Source organism: Streptomyces hainanensis, from assembly GCF_004348415.1.
Lineage (GTDB): Bacteria > Actinomycetota > Actinomycetes > Streptomycetales > Streptomycetaceae > Streptomyces > Streptomyces hainanensis.
Genome location: NZ_SMKI01000154.1, coordinates 1 through 15355, shown reverse-complemented (window position 1 = coordinate 15355; position 15355 = coordinate 1). Strand labels below are relative to the sequence as shown.

General features: G+C 73.0%; 15 protein-coding genes. 12 read left to right on the top strand and 3 right to left on the bottom strand.

From position 1 onward, the window contains the following. The 4 genes from E1283_RS16220 to E1283_RS16205 form a co-directional block, all read left to right on the top strand. Positions 1 to 427, top strand: a 427-nt coding sequence (locus tag E1283_RS16220; protein WP_132818754.1) for an LOG family protein, incomplete at its 5' end; no start/stop codon positions are given. A 146-nt stretch (positions 428 to 573) separates the two neighbouring features. Then, the gene (locus E1283_RS16215) at positions 574 to 756 is read left to right on the top strand and encodes a hypothetical protein (protein ID WP_132818753.1); all 183 of its coding nucleotides are present in this window, start codon (positions 574 to 576) and stop codon (positions 754 to 756) included. Positions 757 to 954: 198 nt separating this feature from the next. Then, positions 955 to 1395: a MarR family winged helix-turn-helix transcriptional regulator gene (locus E1283_RS16210; protein WP_132818752.1), complete on the top strand. Its 441-nt coding sequence runs from the start codon at positions 955 to 957 to the stop codon at positions 1393 to 1395. Positions 1396 to 1866: 471 nt separating this feature from the next. Next, a complete protein-coding gene (locus E1283_RS16205; RefSeq protein WP_132818751.1) occupies positions 1867 to 3111 on the top strand; it encodes an AMP-binding protein in 1245 nt (414 codons plus the stop codon). Between the two features lie 113 nt (positions 3112 to 3224). Here E1283_RS16205 and E1283_RS16200 read toward each other — a convergent pair whose 3' ends face one another. Further along, complete coding sequence (locus E1283_RS16200) at positions 3225 to 4910, bottom strand: FAD-dependent monooxygenase (RefSeq protein ID WP_132818750.1); 1686 nt, start codon at positions 4908 to 4910, stop codon at positions 3225 to 3227. Positions 4911 to 5329: 419 nt separating this feature from the next. On the opposite strand from E1283_RS16200, the gene E1283_RS16195 reads away from it, so the two are divergent. The 5 genes from E1283_RS16195 to E1283_RS16175 all read left to right on the top strand — a co-directional run bounded on the left by E1283_RS16195 (position 5330) and on the right by E1283_RS16175 (position 11062). Then, complete coding sequence (locus E1283_RS16195; protein ID WP_132818749.1) at positions 5330 to 6454, top strand: ScbA/BarX family gamma-butyrolactone biosynthesis protein; 1125 nt, start codon at positions 5330 to 5332, stop codon at positions 6452 to 6454. A 91-nt stretch (positions 6455 to 6545) separates the two neighbouring features. Further along, positions 6546 to 7238, top strand: coding sequence for an HAD family hydrolase (locus tag E1283_RS16190; protein WP_132818748.1), 693 nt, complete (start codon positions 6546 to 6548; stop codon positions 7236 to 7238). Beyond that, complete coding sequence (locus E1283_RS16185; RefSeq protein ID WP_132818747.1) at positions 7235 to 8338, top strand: 3-oxoacyl-ACP synthase III family protein; 1104 nt, start codon at positions 7235 to 7237, stop codon at positions 8336 to 8338. Before E1283_RS16190 ends, E1283_RS16185 begins: the two co-directional genes overlap by 4 nt. Positions 8339 to 8569: 231 nt before the next feature. Continuing rightward, a complete protein-coding gene (locus E1283_RS16180) occupies positions 8570 to 10009 on the top strand; it encodes an MFS transporter (protein ID WP_132818746.1) in 1440 nt (479 codons plus the stop codon). A gap of 69 nt (positions 10010 to 10078) precedes the next feature. Continuing rightward, the gene (locus E1283_RS16175; protein WP_132818745.1) at positions 10079 to 11062 is read left to right on the top strand and encodes a cyclase family protein; all 984 of its coding nucleotides are present in this window, start codon (positions 10079 to 10081) and stop codon (positions 11060 to 11062) included. Positions 11063 to 11084: 22 nt separating this feature from the next. On the opposite strand, the gene E1283_RS16170 is transcribed toward E1283_RS16175, so the two are convergent. Further along, complete coding sequence (locus E1283_RS16170; RefSeq protein ID WP_132818744.1) at positions 11085 to 11516, bottom strand: MarR family winged helix-turn-helix transcriptional regulator; 432 nt, start codon at positions 11514 to 11516, stop codon at positions 11085 to 11087. A gap of 172 nt (positions 11517 to 11688) precedes the next feature. On the opposite strand from E1283_RS16170, the gene E1283_RS16165 reads away from it, so the two are divergent. Genes E1283_RS16165 through E1283_RS16155 form a run of 3 tightly spaced genes read left to right on the top strand, consistent with a single transcriptional unit; the run spans position 11689 to position 14506 of the window. Continuing rightward, a complete protein-coding gene (locus E1283_RS16165) occupies positions 11689 to 12390 on the top strand; it encodes a DUF2271 domain-containing protein (protein ID WP_165956141.1) in 702 nt (233 codons plus the stop codon). Between the two features lie 56 nt (positions 12391 to 12446). Further along, a complete protein-coding gene (locus E1283_RS16160; RefSeq protein ID WP_165956140.1) occupies positions 12447 to 13331 on the top strand; it encodes an FAD:protein FMN transferase in 885 nt (294 codons plus the stop codon). After that, the gene (locus tag E1283_RS16155; RefSeq protein ID WP_132818741.1) at positions 13328 to 14506 is read left to right on the top strand and encodes a ferric reductase-like transmembrane domain-containing protein; all 1179 of its coding nucleotides are present in this window, start codon (positions 13328 to 13330) and stop codon (positions 14504 to 14506) included. The genes E1283_RS16160 and E1283_RS16155 overlap by 4 nt, the downstream gene beginning before the upstream one ends. Positions 14507 to 14517: 11 nt before the next feature. Here the strand turns inward: E1283_RS16155 and E1283_RS16150 are convergent. Then, positions 14518 to 15355, bottom strand: an 838-nt coding sequence (locus tag E1283_RS16150) for a substrate-binding periplasmic protein (RefSeq protein WP_132818740.1), incomplete at its 5' end; no start/stop codon positions are given.

Here is a 15355-nt window from a genome sequence, read left to right as displayed (position 1 = left end):
GGCGGACGCCGCGCTGGGGGCGGGCGGCGAGGTGGTCGGCGTCATTCCGCGCAGCATGGTCGAACGGGAGTGGGCGCACCGGGAGCTGACGGAACTGCACGTCTGCGACTCGATGCACGAGCGCAAGGCGCTGATGGCCGAGCACGCCGACGCCTTCGTCGCGCTGCCCGGCGGGCTCGGCACGCTGGAGGAGATCTTCGAGGTGTGGTCGTGGCGCCAACTGGGCTTCCACGCCAAGCCCGTGGGGCTCCTCGACGCCGACGGCTTCTGGACGCCGCTGCTCGACGCCCTGCGCGGCATCGCCGACTCGGGCTTCCTTCCGGCGGCCACGCTGGACGACCTCGCCGTCGCGCCCGAACTGCCGGGCCTGCTGGCCGCGTTGGAGGAGAGGCTGCGCAACGCCCCGCAGCCCGCACGCGGAAACTGAACCCGTCGTTCCGCGTGGCCCGGTGCGGGAATGGCCACGGCGGGCGGACGGGCGGGCGCCGGTCACCATCGCGTACCTCGCCGAGTCGGCGGCGTCTCGGTTCCCACCGTGTCGAAGGTGATCGACGGCAGGTCGGGGTGTCCGGCGTGCGCCACCTGCTGGGGTTGGGGCACCGGCGGATCGCCATGGTCGCCGGGCCCGACCACGTGGTGTGCTGCCGTGCCCGGTTGGCCGGCTACGAGGCGGCGCGCGCCCTGTTGACGCGCCCGCGGCCGCCCGCGGCCGCCCGCGGCGGTCCGCGCCGATCACCCGCCGGCGACGACGCGTGACGACGCGCGGCGCCTCGGGGCGCCTCGGGGCGGCCTCGGGGCGGTCGTACCCAGGGCCGTCGAAGGAGGGCGGCATTGATACTCTTCACGCAGTCCCCTCCCGCAACCCCCATCCCTTCATGCACTCCATTCCCAGGGTTCCGGTAGCTCCGTACGTGGTCTTGTCCAAACGGAAACCATCTACATAGCGTGGTTGATATGCCCCTTCCTGTTAACGAGCGCATCGGCCACCGCATCAAGAGGGTCGAGCAAGAGCTGGTGTCGGCGAAGCACTCGGTGCTGCGTCCGTTCAAGGTCAACGTGCCCCAGTACAACGTGCTGCTCGCGCTGTCTCAGGAATCAGGACTGTCCGGGGCGGCGCTCGCCCGCCGGTGCATGGTCACGCCGCAGACCATGTCATCGGTTCTTTCCACGCTCGAGGGGCGCGGGTTGGTGGAGCGCAAGCCGCACCCGGTGCACCAGCACGTCCTGGAGAGCCGGCTCACCCGCACCGGGCGGGCGTTGCTCAACCGGGCCGACGCGGCGGTCACCGAAGTCGAACAGAAACTGACCGATGCCTTCACAACAAGTGAGGCGGAACTTTTCCTCGCGCAATTGGACCGATGTCTGGGCGCGCTGGGTAGCGGTTCAGACGACTAGCCGGCCGGGCGGCATGGCTTGTTCGCGATTGGTGTCATTGCACGACGTGGGGGGCAATTTTCCAGCCGGACGGTAAGGCGGAGGTAAAATTTCGCCCCCGGTTCACATTGCCCTGGGTGACGTCCGAACGGCGCGTTCCGGATTTCCCGTTGGCGCGCACGGGGCGCCCCGCCCCGCCGGCCATTACTTCGCCGCAGGTCGTGGACGTGGGTGGGGGATGCGGTCTGGACCTGGTGTGTCAGGCTCGCCGGCCAATCCAAGGGTTATGCCTGACGGAACCCGTAAGGAACTGGACGGTAAATTTCCGTTTTGCTGACGGGGCGCCACCCGTTTCCACCAGCGATTCGTGAGCCGCCCACAAGATGCACCTATCGGAAACCAAATCAAGCCATCAGAGGGGTATCTTCTCCATAGCTGTGAGGGGCCGTGCCAGCCGGTCCGCACGTACGTCTGTGGTGGAGGTCTACGAGAATGTCGTCCACGAAGCAACCACCTCATGAGGCCAAGGCGGAGGTTTCGACCACGCATCTGCGGTTGATCCTCCTGGGCGCCCGGCGCATTCCCTCCCTCCATCGCAAGTACCTGAGCAGCCTCGATGACGCACAGCAACCGCTGGCCCTGGACAGTCTGCCGGTGCTGACGCCCCTGGAGTTGTCGGTCGCGACCGACGAACTGCTGCGCGACAGACGGCCGGACGACGGGTCCCTCATCTACGCGGGTGGCGGCACGCTCACGAGACCGAGCATGAGTCTGCTGCCCAAGGACATGTTCGTCGAGGAGGTCCACGGCTCCTGGGCGGCCCTGGGCCCGGGAGACGTGCTGGCCAACTTCTTTCCCGCCGGGCGCACCTGGCCGACCCACTCGTTCTACAACCAGCTCGCCGCCCGTGCCGGCGCCTCCGCGCTGCCCGTCGGCGACCTCCAGGACGGCCAGTTCGAGCGGTGGTTGGGCTTCTGCGCCGAGTACGGGGTGAACGCGCTGGCCGCGCCGCCCGACATCGTCGACCGGCTGCTGCGGCACCGCGCGGCGGGCCATCAGCTGCCGTGGCTGCGGAAGTTGCTGATCGGCGGCGCGTTCCACGATCCCACGCCGCAGGGGGAGATCGCCCGTTGGCTGCCGGGCGTCGAGGTGTGGCAGCTGTACGGCTCGGCCGAGGCGTGGATGGTCGGCCACCGCGGGCCCGGCTGCGCCGAGGGGGTCTTCCACCCGCTGCCGCACCAGTACGCCGAGATAGACGGCGGGCGGATCCTGGTCACCACCACGGGGGTGCACCGGGCGCCGCCGCTGATCCGGTATCTGATCGGCGACCTGGGGGCGCCCGCCGCCTGCGCGTGCGGGCGGGAGGGAAGCCCGATCAGGGTGTTGGGCCGGATCGCGCCGTCGGTCGTCTACCAGGGGCGGCCGATCCGGGCCAGGGAGCTGGTGGATCTCGCCCTGGAGACGGGCGAGGTGACGGCGGCCCAGGTGGCGGTCGTCACCACCGAGGGCGCGGACGAGACGGCCCAGACGGTCGAGTTAAGGGTCGTCCTCGCGGACGGGGTGCCGGACGACCACTACACCCGCGAATGGATCAGGTACCAGGCACTCAACGGCCACCTGGCGCTCGACCCCACGAAGGCCGAGCACGCCGAGGGGTTCCAGGTGGTCGTCGTCGACCGGTTGCACGGCGACGGCTCCGAGGAACCACCCGTGCTGGTGGTCGAAAGCGCCGGGTGAACCCCGGGCGTCCGCGGGGGCGGTCGCCCGGGGAACGCCCGGCCCACGGCGCCCGGGTGTGGCGCCGTGAGCCGGCGGTCGGCGGCGGTGGGACGCGGGGGCGTCCGCGCGGGTCAGGCCGTGACCGGCCGGGTGGTGGCGCGGCCGGGGGGTGTGGCGCCCGCCGGCGCCGCGAGCGGTGCCGCCCCTTCCCCGAGCGGGGCCTCCCCGAGCAGGGCGGTCAGTTCGGTCCGCAGCCGGTCCACGTCGCCGGTGTGACCGTGCGCCGCGATGTGGCCGTCCGGGCGGACGAGGTAGTAGCCCTGCTTGCCGCACCCGGTGTGCCGGCGCGCGGCCGCGACCGGCAGGTCGACCAGGGCGAGTTGCCCGCGCTCCGCCACCACGGCGTCGAGTCGGGCCCGCCAGCCGGGCGTCGACGTCGCGCCGCCCACGGCGACGAGGCTCCAGCCCATCGGGTCGGCGTCGGGGCCCGCGACGCCGAGCGACACCGCCAGCTCACGAGGGAAGACCGCGCCGATCCTGACCCGTCCGGGGAGCCGGCCGAGCAGCCGGCAGGACGCCTGGCGGCCGCGCGGCAGTTGGGTCTCGCGCACCGGGGGATAGGAGATCCGGCGGCCCGCCATCACCGGCGCGTAGAAGCGGGACATCGCGCCGGTCCGGTCGGCGAGCCGGAACGCGACGTCGCGGACGGCCACCTCGGTGCGCCGCTTCACCATCCAGGCCCGGGTCTGGATGTCGGTGTCCCGCACCACCTGCCGTGCCACGGCGGCGCGTTCGGGCCCGTAGCTGCGCAGCAGCTCGGCCGGGGCCTCGCCGCAGATCACCGCCGCCAGCTTCCAGGCCAGGTTGTGGGCGTCCTGCATGCCGGTGTTGAGGCCCTGCCCGCCGGCCGGGCTGTGGATGTGCGCGGCGTCGCCGGCGATGAACACGCGGCCCAGCTGGAAGTCGTTGGCGTGCCTGGCGTGCACCCGGAAGACGCTCTCCCAGACCGGGTCCTTGATGCGTACGCCCCGGGGGCCGCGCTCGTCCACGATCCGCTGCATGCTCTCCACGCTGACCTTCTCGCCCGGCGCCAGGCTGCTGAAGAAGCGGAAGACGCCGTCCGGCAGCGCCACGATGACCAGCGCGCCGGCCGGCGACTGGTAGTACAGGGCCTGGTCCTCCGGCAGCGAACCCTCGATGTGCGCGTCGACCAGCGCGAACGCCGACTCGTAGGTGGAGCCGGTGAATCCGGTGCCGATCAGCGAGCGGACGGTGCTGCCGGCGCCGTCGGCGCCGATCACGAACGAGGCCCCGGTGCGTTCGATCCGGCCGTCCGGGTGTTCCAGGATCGCCGTCGGTCCGGGCACGCCGTCGATCCGGCCGGAGAAGTCGAGGCCGTCGAAGTTGAGCAGCCGGACGCCGCGTTCGACGGTGCCGCCGAGTCGTTCGAGGACGCCCCGCAGGATCCGCTCGGTCTCGTTCTGCGGCAGGCAGAGCGGGACGAGCGGGTCGGGGAAGTCGAAGGTGGCCAGGCGGCGGCGGTCGGAGAAGTAGCTGAACGCGTTGATCGCGAGGCCGGCGTCGCGCAGTTCGCCCAGCGCGTTCAGGTCCTCGAAGAGGTCGATGCTGCGCGGCCACATCAGGAGGGCCTTGGGGAAGGACGTCGGCTCGGGCGCCCGGTCGACGATCCGTACCCGGATTCCCCGGCGCAGCAGTTCGCAGCCGGCCATCATCCCGACCGGCCCGCCGCCGACGACCAGAACGTCGTACGCCTCGTCCGGCGCGTCGCCGTGCGGCGTCTCATCAGCGCTTGGCATATGCCCCTGACTCCTATCTGATTGACGACGGGGATCAGATCTCTTATGGTCATTCGCGATCATATGATGGATCGACCCCTTAGGCTAGGGAGCGCCTCGATGAGCGACCTCGTGGGCGTCCGGTCGCCCCACCCGGGCACCGGGCCGGAACGAGCCGGAGGAGCAGCGCCGCGCCTCCCCGAGGGCACCGAAGCCTCCGCACGCCGCGAGGCGTGTCGCCGGCCAGGGGTCTGACCCTCGCCCGGTCGACGCGGACCGGGCGGTCACCCGAAGTTGGACGGCGTCGACGGACGGCGCCCCGCGGCCGCGCGAACGGCCACCGCGGGGCACGGTTCCGCCGCGCCCCGGCGCGACGACGTCGTCGTCCGAGAACGCCGCCTCTGCTCACACCCAGTACGGCCAGAGAAAGGTCGCACCTCATGAGCACCACATCGTTCACCCGCCAGCACCCGCCGGCGGGCACCCAGCCGGACGAGCCGGAGCTCGACTACAGCCGCACCGTCGACCGGCTCCTCGTCCACCGGGACGCCCTCGGCGAGGTGTTCCTCACCGACCTCCGAAGGATCGACGACGACAGCTACCTCGCGGCGGCCCAACTCCCGCGCTCGCACGCCTACTACGGCGACCACCAGCTGCGCCCCGGCGCCTACGACCCGCTGTTGGTCCTGGAGGCCTGCCGGCAGGCCAACCTGGGCGGCGCGCACCGCTTCTACGGGGTCGCCGAGGACGACAAGTTCATCCTCACCCACCTGGGCCTGCGGCTCACCCACCTGCCGGCGCTGGTCGTCGGCCCGTCGCCGTGCCCGCTGGCGATGCGCGTCCGGGTGGTCAACCGCAAGGAGCGGGACGGCCGCGTCACCGGCCTCGACTACGAGATCGAGCTGTCGATCGAGGGCACCGTCGTCGGCACCTCCGAGATGGGCCTGCGGTTCAAGACCCCCACCGACTACCTGACGCTCCGGCTGAACAACCGCGGCGGCCGCGCCCTGCCCTCCTCGGCCAACTTCCCGGAGAGCACGCCCGGCACGCCCGTGACCCCGCACCTGGTCGGCCGGTCGGCGCCGGAGAACGTCGTCCTGCTCGACGCCGTCGCCACGGGCGGCACCGGCCGCGCGGCGCTGCGCATCCCGGCCGGCCACCCGAGCATGTTCGACCACCCGCAGGACCACCTGCCCGGCATGGTGATCGCCGAGGGCGCGCGTCAACTCGCCCTCTTCACCGCGCTCGACGCGCGCGGCGTCTCCGCCGCCAAGGTCTTCCCGACGGACCTCACCGTCCGGTTCACCCGCTTCGGCGAGCTGGAGGACCCGACCGTCCTCACGGCCGAGGCCGGCGAACGGGTGCGGGTCGCGCCCGAGCCCGTCGAGCCCGCCACCTCCTACACGCAGGGCGGCGTGCTCGAACTCCCCGAGCCGGCCGAGGAGTCGGCCCGGCGCGGCGCCGGCGCGGCGCTCGAAAGGCTGCCGGTGCGGGTGGAGGCACGACAGCACGACGAGCTCCTGTGCGTGATGGACCTCACCCTGACCCGCGTGTCGCTCGGCTGAGGGCCGAAGGGTGACGGGGGACCGACGAGCAGACAGCGACAGAGCAGAGCAGAGCACGACCAAGCGAGACCAGCGAGGGAGTGGAGAAGCCATGACGTACGCCGTGGTGTTCTCGGACGTCGACGAGACCGTGATCCGGACCAAGAGCATGTTCCGGTTCCTGGAGTTCTATCTGGCACACAGGGGCGAGCCGGCAGGCACCTACGAAAGGCTCGTCGGCGAGATCCGGCGGGGCGCGGACAGCGGGGTCCCGCGCCACGAGATCAACCGCAGGTACTACCGCTTCTACGCGGGCGAGGAGGCCGACCGGCTGGCCGCCGTCGGCAGGGACTGGTTCGCCCACGAGTCGGAGCGGGGTCTCTTCGTTCCCGAGACGCGACGCGCCCTCGACGCCCACGCCGCCGCCGGCGAGCCGATCGTGCTCGTCTCCGGCTCCTTCTTCGCCTGCCTCGACCCGATCGCCGAGGAGACCGGCGCCACCTGGGCGATCGGCACCCGCCCGGTGATCCGCCGCGGGCGCCTCACCGGAGAGGTGCTGGTGCCGATGATCGGCGCGGCCAAGGGGCGGGTGGCGCACGTCGCCGCCGCCGTGCGGGGCGCGGACCTCGCCGAGTGCGCGGCCTACGGCGACCACATCAGCGACCTCGACCTGCTGGGCGCGGTCGGCCACCCGGTGGTCGTCGGCGCCGACCCCGGGCTGAACGCCCACGCGGACCAGGCCGGTTGGCGACGCCTGCCGATCGGCGACGGTGAAGCCGAGCTCCGCGAACTGGAGACGATATGAGCCCCATCGGCACGACTCCCGTTCCCGCGACGCCCATCGGCATCCTCGGCACCGGCTCCCTGCTGCCCAGCGTGGTGGTGGGCAACGAGGAGATCGCCCGCGGCGCCGGCGTCACCGACGAGTGGATCGTCCGGAAGACCGGCATCCGCGAGCGGCGCAGGGCCCAGGACCACGAGGCCACCTCCGACCTGGCCGCCGCCGCGGCCGAACGCGCCCTCCAGCAGGCCGGGGTGCGACCCGACGAGGTGGCGTACATCGTGCTCGCCACCTCCACGCCAGACCAGCCGCAGCCGCCGACGGCCAGCTTCGTCCAGCACCTGATCGGCGCCGTCAACGCGGTGGCCTTCGACGTCAACGCCGTGTGCGCCGGCTTCGTCTACGCGCTCTCCCTCGTGGAGCGGGTGCTGCGCACCGAGCCGGCCAACGAGGGCCGCTACGGCCTGGTCATCGGCGCCGACATCTACTCCCGGATCCTCGACTACTCGGACCGCAGGACGGCCATCCTCTTCGGCGACGGCGCCGGCGCGGTGCTGCTCGGCCGGACCGCGCCGGGCGACGGCGCCGGGATCCTCGCGACGAGCCTGCTCAGCCGCGGCGACCAGCACCGCCTGATCGGCGTCCCGGCCGGCGGCAGTCGGCTGCCGGCCTCGGTCGACACCGTGGAGGCGGGCTCGCACTTCTTCCAGATGGACGGGCGCGGCGTGCGCAGCTTCGTGCAGGAGAACCTGCCGAAGGCGGTGCACAAGCTGCTGGTGGACGCGGGCGTCGGCACCGAGGAGGTGCGGCACTTCGTCCCGCACCAGGCGAACGGCGTGATGCTGCGCGAGGTCTGGCCGGAGCTGAAGCTGATCAACGCGGAGCTCCAGCTGACCGTCGAACGCCACGGCAACACCGGCGCCGCCTCGGTGCCCATCGCGCTCGACGTCGTGCACCGGCGGGGCGAACTGGCCGAGGGCGACAAGGTGTTGCTGTCCGCGTTCGGCGGCGGGATGGCGGTCGGCTCGGCCCTGATCAGCTGGGGCAGGACCGCGCACGCGCGGCCGGCCCTCGACCAGGCCGCGGCGCGGCTGGTCGAGCACCAGGCCGGCGCGGCCGCCTGACGGGCGGCGGGCGCGGCCTCGCCTCCGCGGGCCGCGCCCGTTCCCCGCGCCCGTTCCCCCCGCCCCGACCCCGTGGCTCTCGATCACGCTCTCGATCACGGCTCTTGACGCGAGCCTTGGGAGCGATCATAAGATGTCTTATGTAGCTAAGCGGTCTTACATTCCGCTTCGCGGAGCACCGCCTCCCCGGAGAACCCCCAGAGATCCAGAGAATTGGTGAGGTTTCCTCTCATGGCCACGACCTCAGAACCCACGCGCGAGCCATGGTCGGTGGCGGCCGTGGTCGGCCTGGCCGCCGCACTGCTACCCATCTCGCTGACCGGTGGCGCGCTGGCGGCGCCCGAGGTCGGCTCCGAGTTCGACAGCGGCGTCGCGGCCACCCAGTGGGTGGCCAACGCCTACATGCTCACCTTCGCCGCGTTCATGGCCGTCACCGGCTCGCTCGCCGACCGGATCGGCAGGCGCCGGGTGTTCCTCGGCGGGCTCACCGTCTTCGCGGCCGCCCTCTTCATCGCCGCGGCCGCCCCCTCGGTGGCCGTGGTCGACCTGGCCAGGGCGCTCGCCGGCGCCGGCGCCGCGAGCGTGATGACCTCGGGCAGCGCGATCCTGGCCGACGCCTACACCGGGGCCAGGCGGGCCCGGGTCTTCGCCATGCTCGGCACCGGCATCGGCCTGGGGCTCGCCCTCGGCCCGCTGATCGGCGGCGGGCTGATCGCGCTCGGCGGCTGGCGGACGCTGTTCGCCGTCATCGCCGGCGTGGCGACGGTCGCGCTGCTGGTCAGCCCGACGGTCATCCGGGAGTCCCGTGGCCCGGACGGCGACCTGGACTGGGGCGGCGGCATCACCTTCACCGCCGGCCTCTCGGCGCTGATCTTCGCCCTGGTCGAGGTGCAGCAGCGCGGCTGGACCGACCCCGTGGTGCTGGTCACCGCGGCGGCCGCCGTCGGCCTCTTCGGGGCCTTCGGCGCCATCGAACGCCGGCGCGCCGAGCCGCTGTTCGACGTCTCGCTGCTCGCCGTCCCCAGGTTCGCCGCGGTCTGCGTGGTGCCCACCGTGCTGGCCTTCGGCTTCGTCGCCCTGCTCGTGGTGCTGCCCCCCTACCTGGAGGCGGTGGAGGGCGCAGACTCCGGCGAGATCGGCCTCTCGCTCGCCGTCATGACCATCCCCGCGCTGGTGGTGCCGATGTTCACCGGGCTGATCTCCCAACGGCTCTCGGCCCGCACCATCCTGGTGCTCTCCCTCCTCACCCAGGGGCTCGGCGCCGCCTGGCTCACCACCGGCTTCCACCCGGTGGCCGTCGCCCTGGTGGGCGCCGGGTTCGGCTTCTCGCTCGCCGTGCTCGACGGCACCGCCGTCTCCGTGGTCGAGCCGGGCCGCAGCGGCATGGCGGCCGGCCTGTTCAACACGGTCCGGCTGACCAGCGAGGCCGTCGGCATCGCCGCCGTCGGCGCCGCCCTCTCCACCCTGCTGCACGGCAGGGTCGGCGACGACGAGGCCGCCGCCCTGCTGCGGGGCGACGCCGTCGAGGGGCTCGCCGCCGACTACACCGGGGCCCTCGCCGTCGTCCTGTGGGCGGTGGCCGCGCTCTCCCTCGCCGGGGCGGCCGTCGTGTGGCGCCTGCTCACCCAACCCGCCCCCGAGCCCGTCGCCGAGCCGGCCGTCGCCGCCTAGGCCCCGGTCCTCCGGCCGCCGCCCGCGGCCGTCCCGCCGTACCCGCTCCGTCGTAGTGAAGGAAGTCCCATGTGCAGTCCGTCCCTGATGCGTCAGGTCCACATACCCGCGCACGTCCAGCCGCCGCACGTCCACGGCGCGGTGGTGGCGGAACAGAGCCACGCCCCGGCGTTCGAGGAGCCCGTGGCCGATGAGGGCGGCGTCGAGCCGGCCGCCCAGGCCGCCGGGCGCGGCGTGGGCCGCCGCGCGCTGTTCCGGATGTCCGCGATCGGCGGCGCCGGCATCGCCGCCACCGCGACGCTCGGCGGCGTCGCCAACGCCGCGGCCGCCACGGGCCGGGGCGCCCCCGGCTCGGGTCCGCGCTCCTCGCGGGTCGTGGACCTGACCCACGAGCTCGGCGAGGACTTCCCCGTCGTCTACAAGCTCATGGACCAGCCCGAGATCGAGCAGGTCAGGTTCATCGACGTGGACGGCTTCAACGCCAACCTGCTCACCATCAACGAGCACTCGGGCACCCACATCGACGTGCCGGGGCACTTCGGCCCCGGTGAGCCGACGGTGGAGCAGATCTCCGCCGAACTGCTCGTGGTGCCGCTCGTCGTGATCCGGATCGCCGACCGCGCGGCCCGGGACCACGACACCCGGTTGACCGTCGCCGACATCCGGCGGTACGAGAGCCGCTACGGCCGGCTGCCCGCCCGGTCGTTCGTCGCGGTGGACTCCGGCTGGTGGCGCCGGGTGAACACGCCGGGCGCCTTCCTCAACGAGGACTCGGGCGGCGTCTTCCACTTCCCGGGGATCAGCCCCGAGGCGGCGGCGTTCCTCATCGAGGAGCGGAACGTCGTCGGCGCGGGCACCGACACCAGCAGCCTGGACGGCGGCGCGGCGGCCGTGCCGCTCACCCACCAGACGCTGCTGCCCTCCGGCAGGTACGGCATCGAGAACCTGGCGGCGCTCGACTCGGCCCCCGACCACGGGGCCACCCTGGTGGTGGGCGCGCCCAAGCACCGCGGCGGCTTCGGCGGCCAGATCCGGGCGCTCGCGCTCGTCTGACCGCCGGGCTCCCGCCTGGGCGTTACTGCTCCAACGCCGTGGAGCAGCGGCCGAGATACTCCACGAACGCCTTCTGTTCGTCCGGGGTGAACAGTTCGCTCAGCCGCCGCTCCACGGCGACCGCCGCCCGGTCCGCCTGGCGCAGCCGGCCCCTGCCCAGCGGGGTGAGCCGGGTCTCCAGCACGTGTTGGTGCGTCGGGTGCGGCAACCGCTCGACCAGACCGACGCGTTCCATGGTGGCCAGCACGGTCGACATCGTCTGCGGCGTCACCAGGCAGCGGCGGGCCAGGGCCGCCCCGGTGAGGCCCGGCTCCGTGGACAGCACGAGCAGCACGGTGTACTGCGAGACGGTCAGCCCGAATTCCTGCACGGCGGCGTGTTTGGCGGCGATGAGGTGCTGTTCCGCGCGCTTGACGTGGTGGCCGATGCGTTCATCAACCGGGAGATCGGTCACAGTGGTTTCCGTTTCAGGGGCCGTTGTGTGGCCGTCAGTATCTTGCCGGAACGCCCTGGGCGGCACCATGAGCGGTGCTGCTCATGGTAAATGCTATGAAAAGACATAGTGGCATTCGTCAACCGATGGTCATAAGGTAGCGAATGGTCAGCGCATGCCTGAGGGAGGTTCCATGCCGGACCGCACGAGTCGGTTGATCGTCCCGATCGTGGTCATCAGCGGGGTCGCGGTCACCGCCACCGGCACCTACCTCCACCAACTGCCCGACCCGGCCCCGGCCGCCACCGCCGAGGAGCGGCGGCCCGTCCCGGCGACCACGGCCACCCTGGCGCCGACCGCCGAGAGCCTCGGCCTGGTCCGCGTCTCCTACCGGCTCCACCGCATCCCCACCCACGCCAGCAACCAGATCGCGGTCTGGATCGAGGACGCGAGCGGCGCCTACGTCCGCACCCTCTTCGCCACCAGCTTCACCGCCAACGGCGGCTACGACCGCCGCCCCGAGTCGCTGCCCGCCTGGCGGGAGACCGCCGGCTGGGAACAGGCCACCGACGCGGAGATCGAGTCGGCCAGCCGCCCCGCCCAGGACGACGGCGAGCACACCCTCTACTGGGACGGCACCGACCGCGACGGCGTCCCGGTACGCCCCGGCCGCTACACCTACCGGATCGAGGGCAACCTGCTGTGGGAGCGGCGGGTGCTCCACACCGGCACCATCGAACTCGGCGACGCCGCCAGCGAGTCGAGCGCCGAGACCGTCCACCTGCCGGACGAGGCCCGCGACGAGCCCGTCCTGGTCGAGGACGTCCGGGCGAGCTTCACCCCGGGCGAGCCCCTGGACCCGGACACCGTCACGACCTTCACCCGCGGCTCCTGACCGCGGGTGCGTGGGAAGCGGGGCGAGGCGGGATGCGGGCGGTACGGGATCGCGTGATGGGCACCGAGCTGCTGGCCGTCCTGCCACCCGGGGAGGCCGCCGCCGTGCTCGGCTGGCTCCACCAGGTCGAGGCGGTCTTCAGCCGGTTCCGCCCCGGGAGCGACGTCTCCCGCGCCAACGCCGGCGGCCGCGTCGCCGTCTCCGAGCTGTTCCTGCGGGTGTTGACCGAGGCGTGCGCCCACCAGAAGCGCACCGGCGGCCTCTTCAGCCCGTTCCTCGGCGCCGAGGTGGCCAGGGCCGGCTACGCCGTCGACTTCGACGCGATCGGCGCCATCGGCGTCGCCGAGCCGGCCGAGCCGGCCGAGCCGGCCCCCGCCAGGACCGCCGGCACGCCCCTGGTCCACCTCGACCACGACGACGGCACCATCCGGCTGCCGGACGGCGTCGCCGTCGACCTCGGCGGCTTCGTCAAGGGCTGGAGCGTGCAGGCCGCCGCCGACGCGCTGTGCTCCGAGCGCGGCCTGATCGACGCCGGCGGCGACCTGGTGGCCTGGCGCGGCCACGCCGACCGGCCCTGGCGGGTCGGCGTCGACCACCCCACGGCCCAGGAACCGGTCGGCGTCCTGGAGCTGCCGCGCTCCGCCGCCGTGGCGACCAGCAGCGTGGTGCGCCGCAGCTGGCCCACCGCCACCGGCGGCCGGGCGCACCACATCATCGACCCGCGCACCGGCGAACCCGCCGACTCCGACTGCCTCCAGGCCACCGTGCTGGCCGGCAACCTGGCCGCCGCCGAGGTCTACGCCACCTGCCTCACCATCCTCGGCACCGCCGAGGGGCCCGGCTGGCTCGCCGGCCTCGACCCGACCGCGACCTGGCTCACCGTCGACCGCGACGGGACCGTCCGACACTCGCCCGACCTGCCGTTGGAGCCAGCCGCGTGACCCGTCTCACCCTCGTCATGCTCCTGACCGTCCTGCCGTTCCTCCCGGTGCTCGCCCGCACCGACGACGTGGGGGAGGCCGCCAACCTCGTCGGCCTCGGCGGCGCGCTGGTCCTCTGGTGGCAGGTCGTGCTCGGCGTCCGCCAGGTCTCGGAACGGCTCTGCGGCGACCGGCTGCGCGTCGTCGCGCTGCACCGCTGGCTCGGCGGCTGCGGCGCGTTCCTGGTGCTGCTGCACCCGCTGTTGGAGACCATCGCCAACCACCAGGACCCGGCCTACCTGGTGGTGCTCGACTTCTCCTGGGTCGAGTCGACCTACACCTCCTACGGCCGCCTCGCCCTGCTGCTGTTCCTGGCGCTCTGGCTGACCAGCACCCTGCTGCGGTCCGCGATCCGGCACCGGCTCTGGCGCTCCGTGCACTACGTCTCGTACCCGCTGGCCGGCCTGGTGTTCCTGCACGCGTACGGCATCGGCACCTTCCTCACCGACCTGCCCTGGCTGCGCGCCTACTGGCTGGCGCTCGCCGGCTGCCTCGCGCTGGTCACCGCCTGGCGGCTGGCGGTCCCGCTCTGGGCACCCCGCTACCGCGTCGTGGCGAAGACCCGGCTCACGCCCACCGTCACCCAGTACACCGTCGCCCCGGTCGGCCGCCGCCGCGTCCGCCGCCCCGCGCCCGGCCAGTTCTGCTACCTGCGGCTCCGCGCGCTCTCCCGCGCGCACCCGTTCAGCGTCGTGGGGCAGGACGAGGACGGCGCGCTGACCTTCGCCGTCAAGCGCGCGGGACCGTTCACCGCCCGGCTCGAACGGCTCGGCAGGGACGCCGGGTTGCGCCTCGACGGCCCCTACGGCACGTTCACCCGGCAGGCCGGGACCGACGACCGGCCCACCGTCCTCATCGCCGGCGGCATCGGCGTCACCCCCTTCGTCGACCTGGTGCGCCGGCACGCCGGGCCGCGCATGTCCCTGACGCACATCGTCGCGTCCCCGGCCGAGGCCGCCTTCCGGGACGAACTCCGCGACCGCCTCGGCCGCCGCTACACCGCGGCGTACCGCGCGGATCCCCGCGCCCGCTACTTCGTCTGCGGCAGCCCCGGCTTCGTCGAGGCCACCACCGGCGACCTGCGGGCCGACGGCGTCCGGCGCGACCAGCTGTTCACCGAACACTTCGACTGCTGAGGCCGGTGACGTCAGCTGCCCAGGTTGACGTCCGGCGCGTCGACGGCCGCCTCCTCGATGTGCCAACGCCGCAGCAGCTCCTGGTAGGTGCCGTCCCGCATCAGCTCGCCCATCGCGTCGAAGACGGCCCCGCGCAGCTCCACCTGGCCGGCCGGCACGGCGATGCCCCGGGCGCCCCGGTTCCCGCGGGGAAAGCTGACGCTCAGCCCGGCGTCCGGGTTCTCCGCGGCGGCGTAGTAGGCCGCCTGCGTGTAGGACATCACCGCCACGTCGGCCTCGTCGGCCCGGATCGCCGCCACCATGTCGTCCTTGGTCTCGGCCGGCACGATCTCGGCGGGTGTGTCGCAGTCCGCGGTGTGCTCGCGCACCGCGTCCTCCTCCGGCTGGCCCCCGGGATAGAGGGTGACCCGCAGGCCGCACAGGTCGTCCAGGTCTCCCGACTGCTCCGGATCCGGGCTCATCACCGCCCAGCCGTCCATGAAGTGGTTGACGAAGTCGACGCCCAACGCCTCGCGTTCGGTGTCGTTGTCCGCGAAGTTGCCCACCGCGACGTGTGCGCCGGTACCGCCCGCCCGGACGGCCTCCTCGGCGGCGGTCCGCCGTTCGTCCGCCAGGTCGAAGGTGACGGGCATGTCGAGCCGTTCCCCGATCGCCTCGACGAGGTCCACCTCGAAGCCCGCGAGCTCGCCGCCCCCGTCCTCGACGAAGACGACCGGGTCGTGCGCGGTGCCGGCGTGCACGGTCAACCCACCGGCCACCACGTTCCCGTCCTCGTCGTCGTTCCCGTCGTCGTCGTCCACGAGGGCCACCACCAGCCAGCTGACCAGCGCCAGCGCCACCACCCCGGCC

Bases quoted from the DNA above. Each gene is read 5' to 3' on its own strand.
- E1283_RS16195 (WP_132818749.1), top strand. From the start codon at position 5,330: ATGAGCACCACATCGTTCACCCGCCAGCACCCGCCGGCGGGCACCCAG.
- E1283_RS16210 (WP_132818752.1), top strand. From the start codon at position 955: ATGCCCCTTCCTGTTAACGAGCGCATCGGCCACCGCATCAAGAGGGTC.
- E1283_RS16205 (WP_132818751.1), top strand. From the start codon at position 1,867: ATGTCGTCCACGAAGCAACCACCTCATGAGGCCAAGGCGGAGGTTTCG.
- E1283_RS16185 (WP_132818747.1), top strand. From the start codon at position 7,235: ATGAGCCCCATCGGCACGACTCCCGTTCCCGCGACGCCCATCGGCATC.
- E1283_RS16175 (WP_132818745.1), top strand. From the start codon at position 10,079: ATGTGCAGTCCGTCCCTGATGCGTCAGGTCCACATACCCGCGCACGTC.
- E1283_RS16190 (WP_132818748.1), top strand. From the start codon at position 6,546: ATGACGTACGCCGTGGTGTTCTCGGACGTCGACGAGACCGTGATCCGG.
- E1283_RS16160 (WP_165956140.1), top strand. From the start codon at position 12,447: ATGGGCACCGAGCTGCTGGCCGTCCTGCCACCCGGGGAGGCCGCCGCC.
- E1283_RS16165 (WP_165956141.1), top strand. From the start codon at position 11,689: ATGCCGGACCGCACGAGTCGGTTGATCGTCCCGATCGTGGTCATCAGC.
- E1283_RS16200 (WP_132818750.1), bottom strand. From the start codon at position 4,910: ATGCCAAGCGCTGATGAGACGCCGCACGGCGACGCGCCGGACGAGGCG.
- E1283_RS16180 (WP_132818746.1), top strand. From the start codon at position 8,570: ATGGCCACGACCTCAGAACCCACGCGCGAGCCATGGTCGGTGGCGGCC.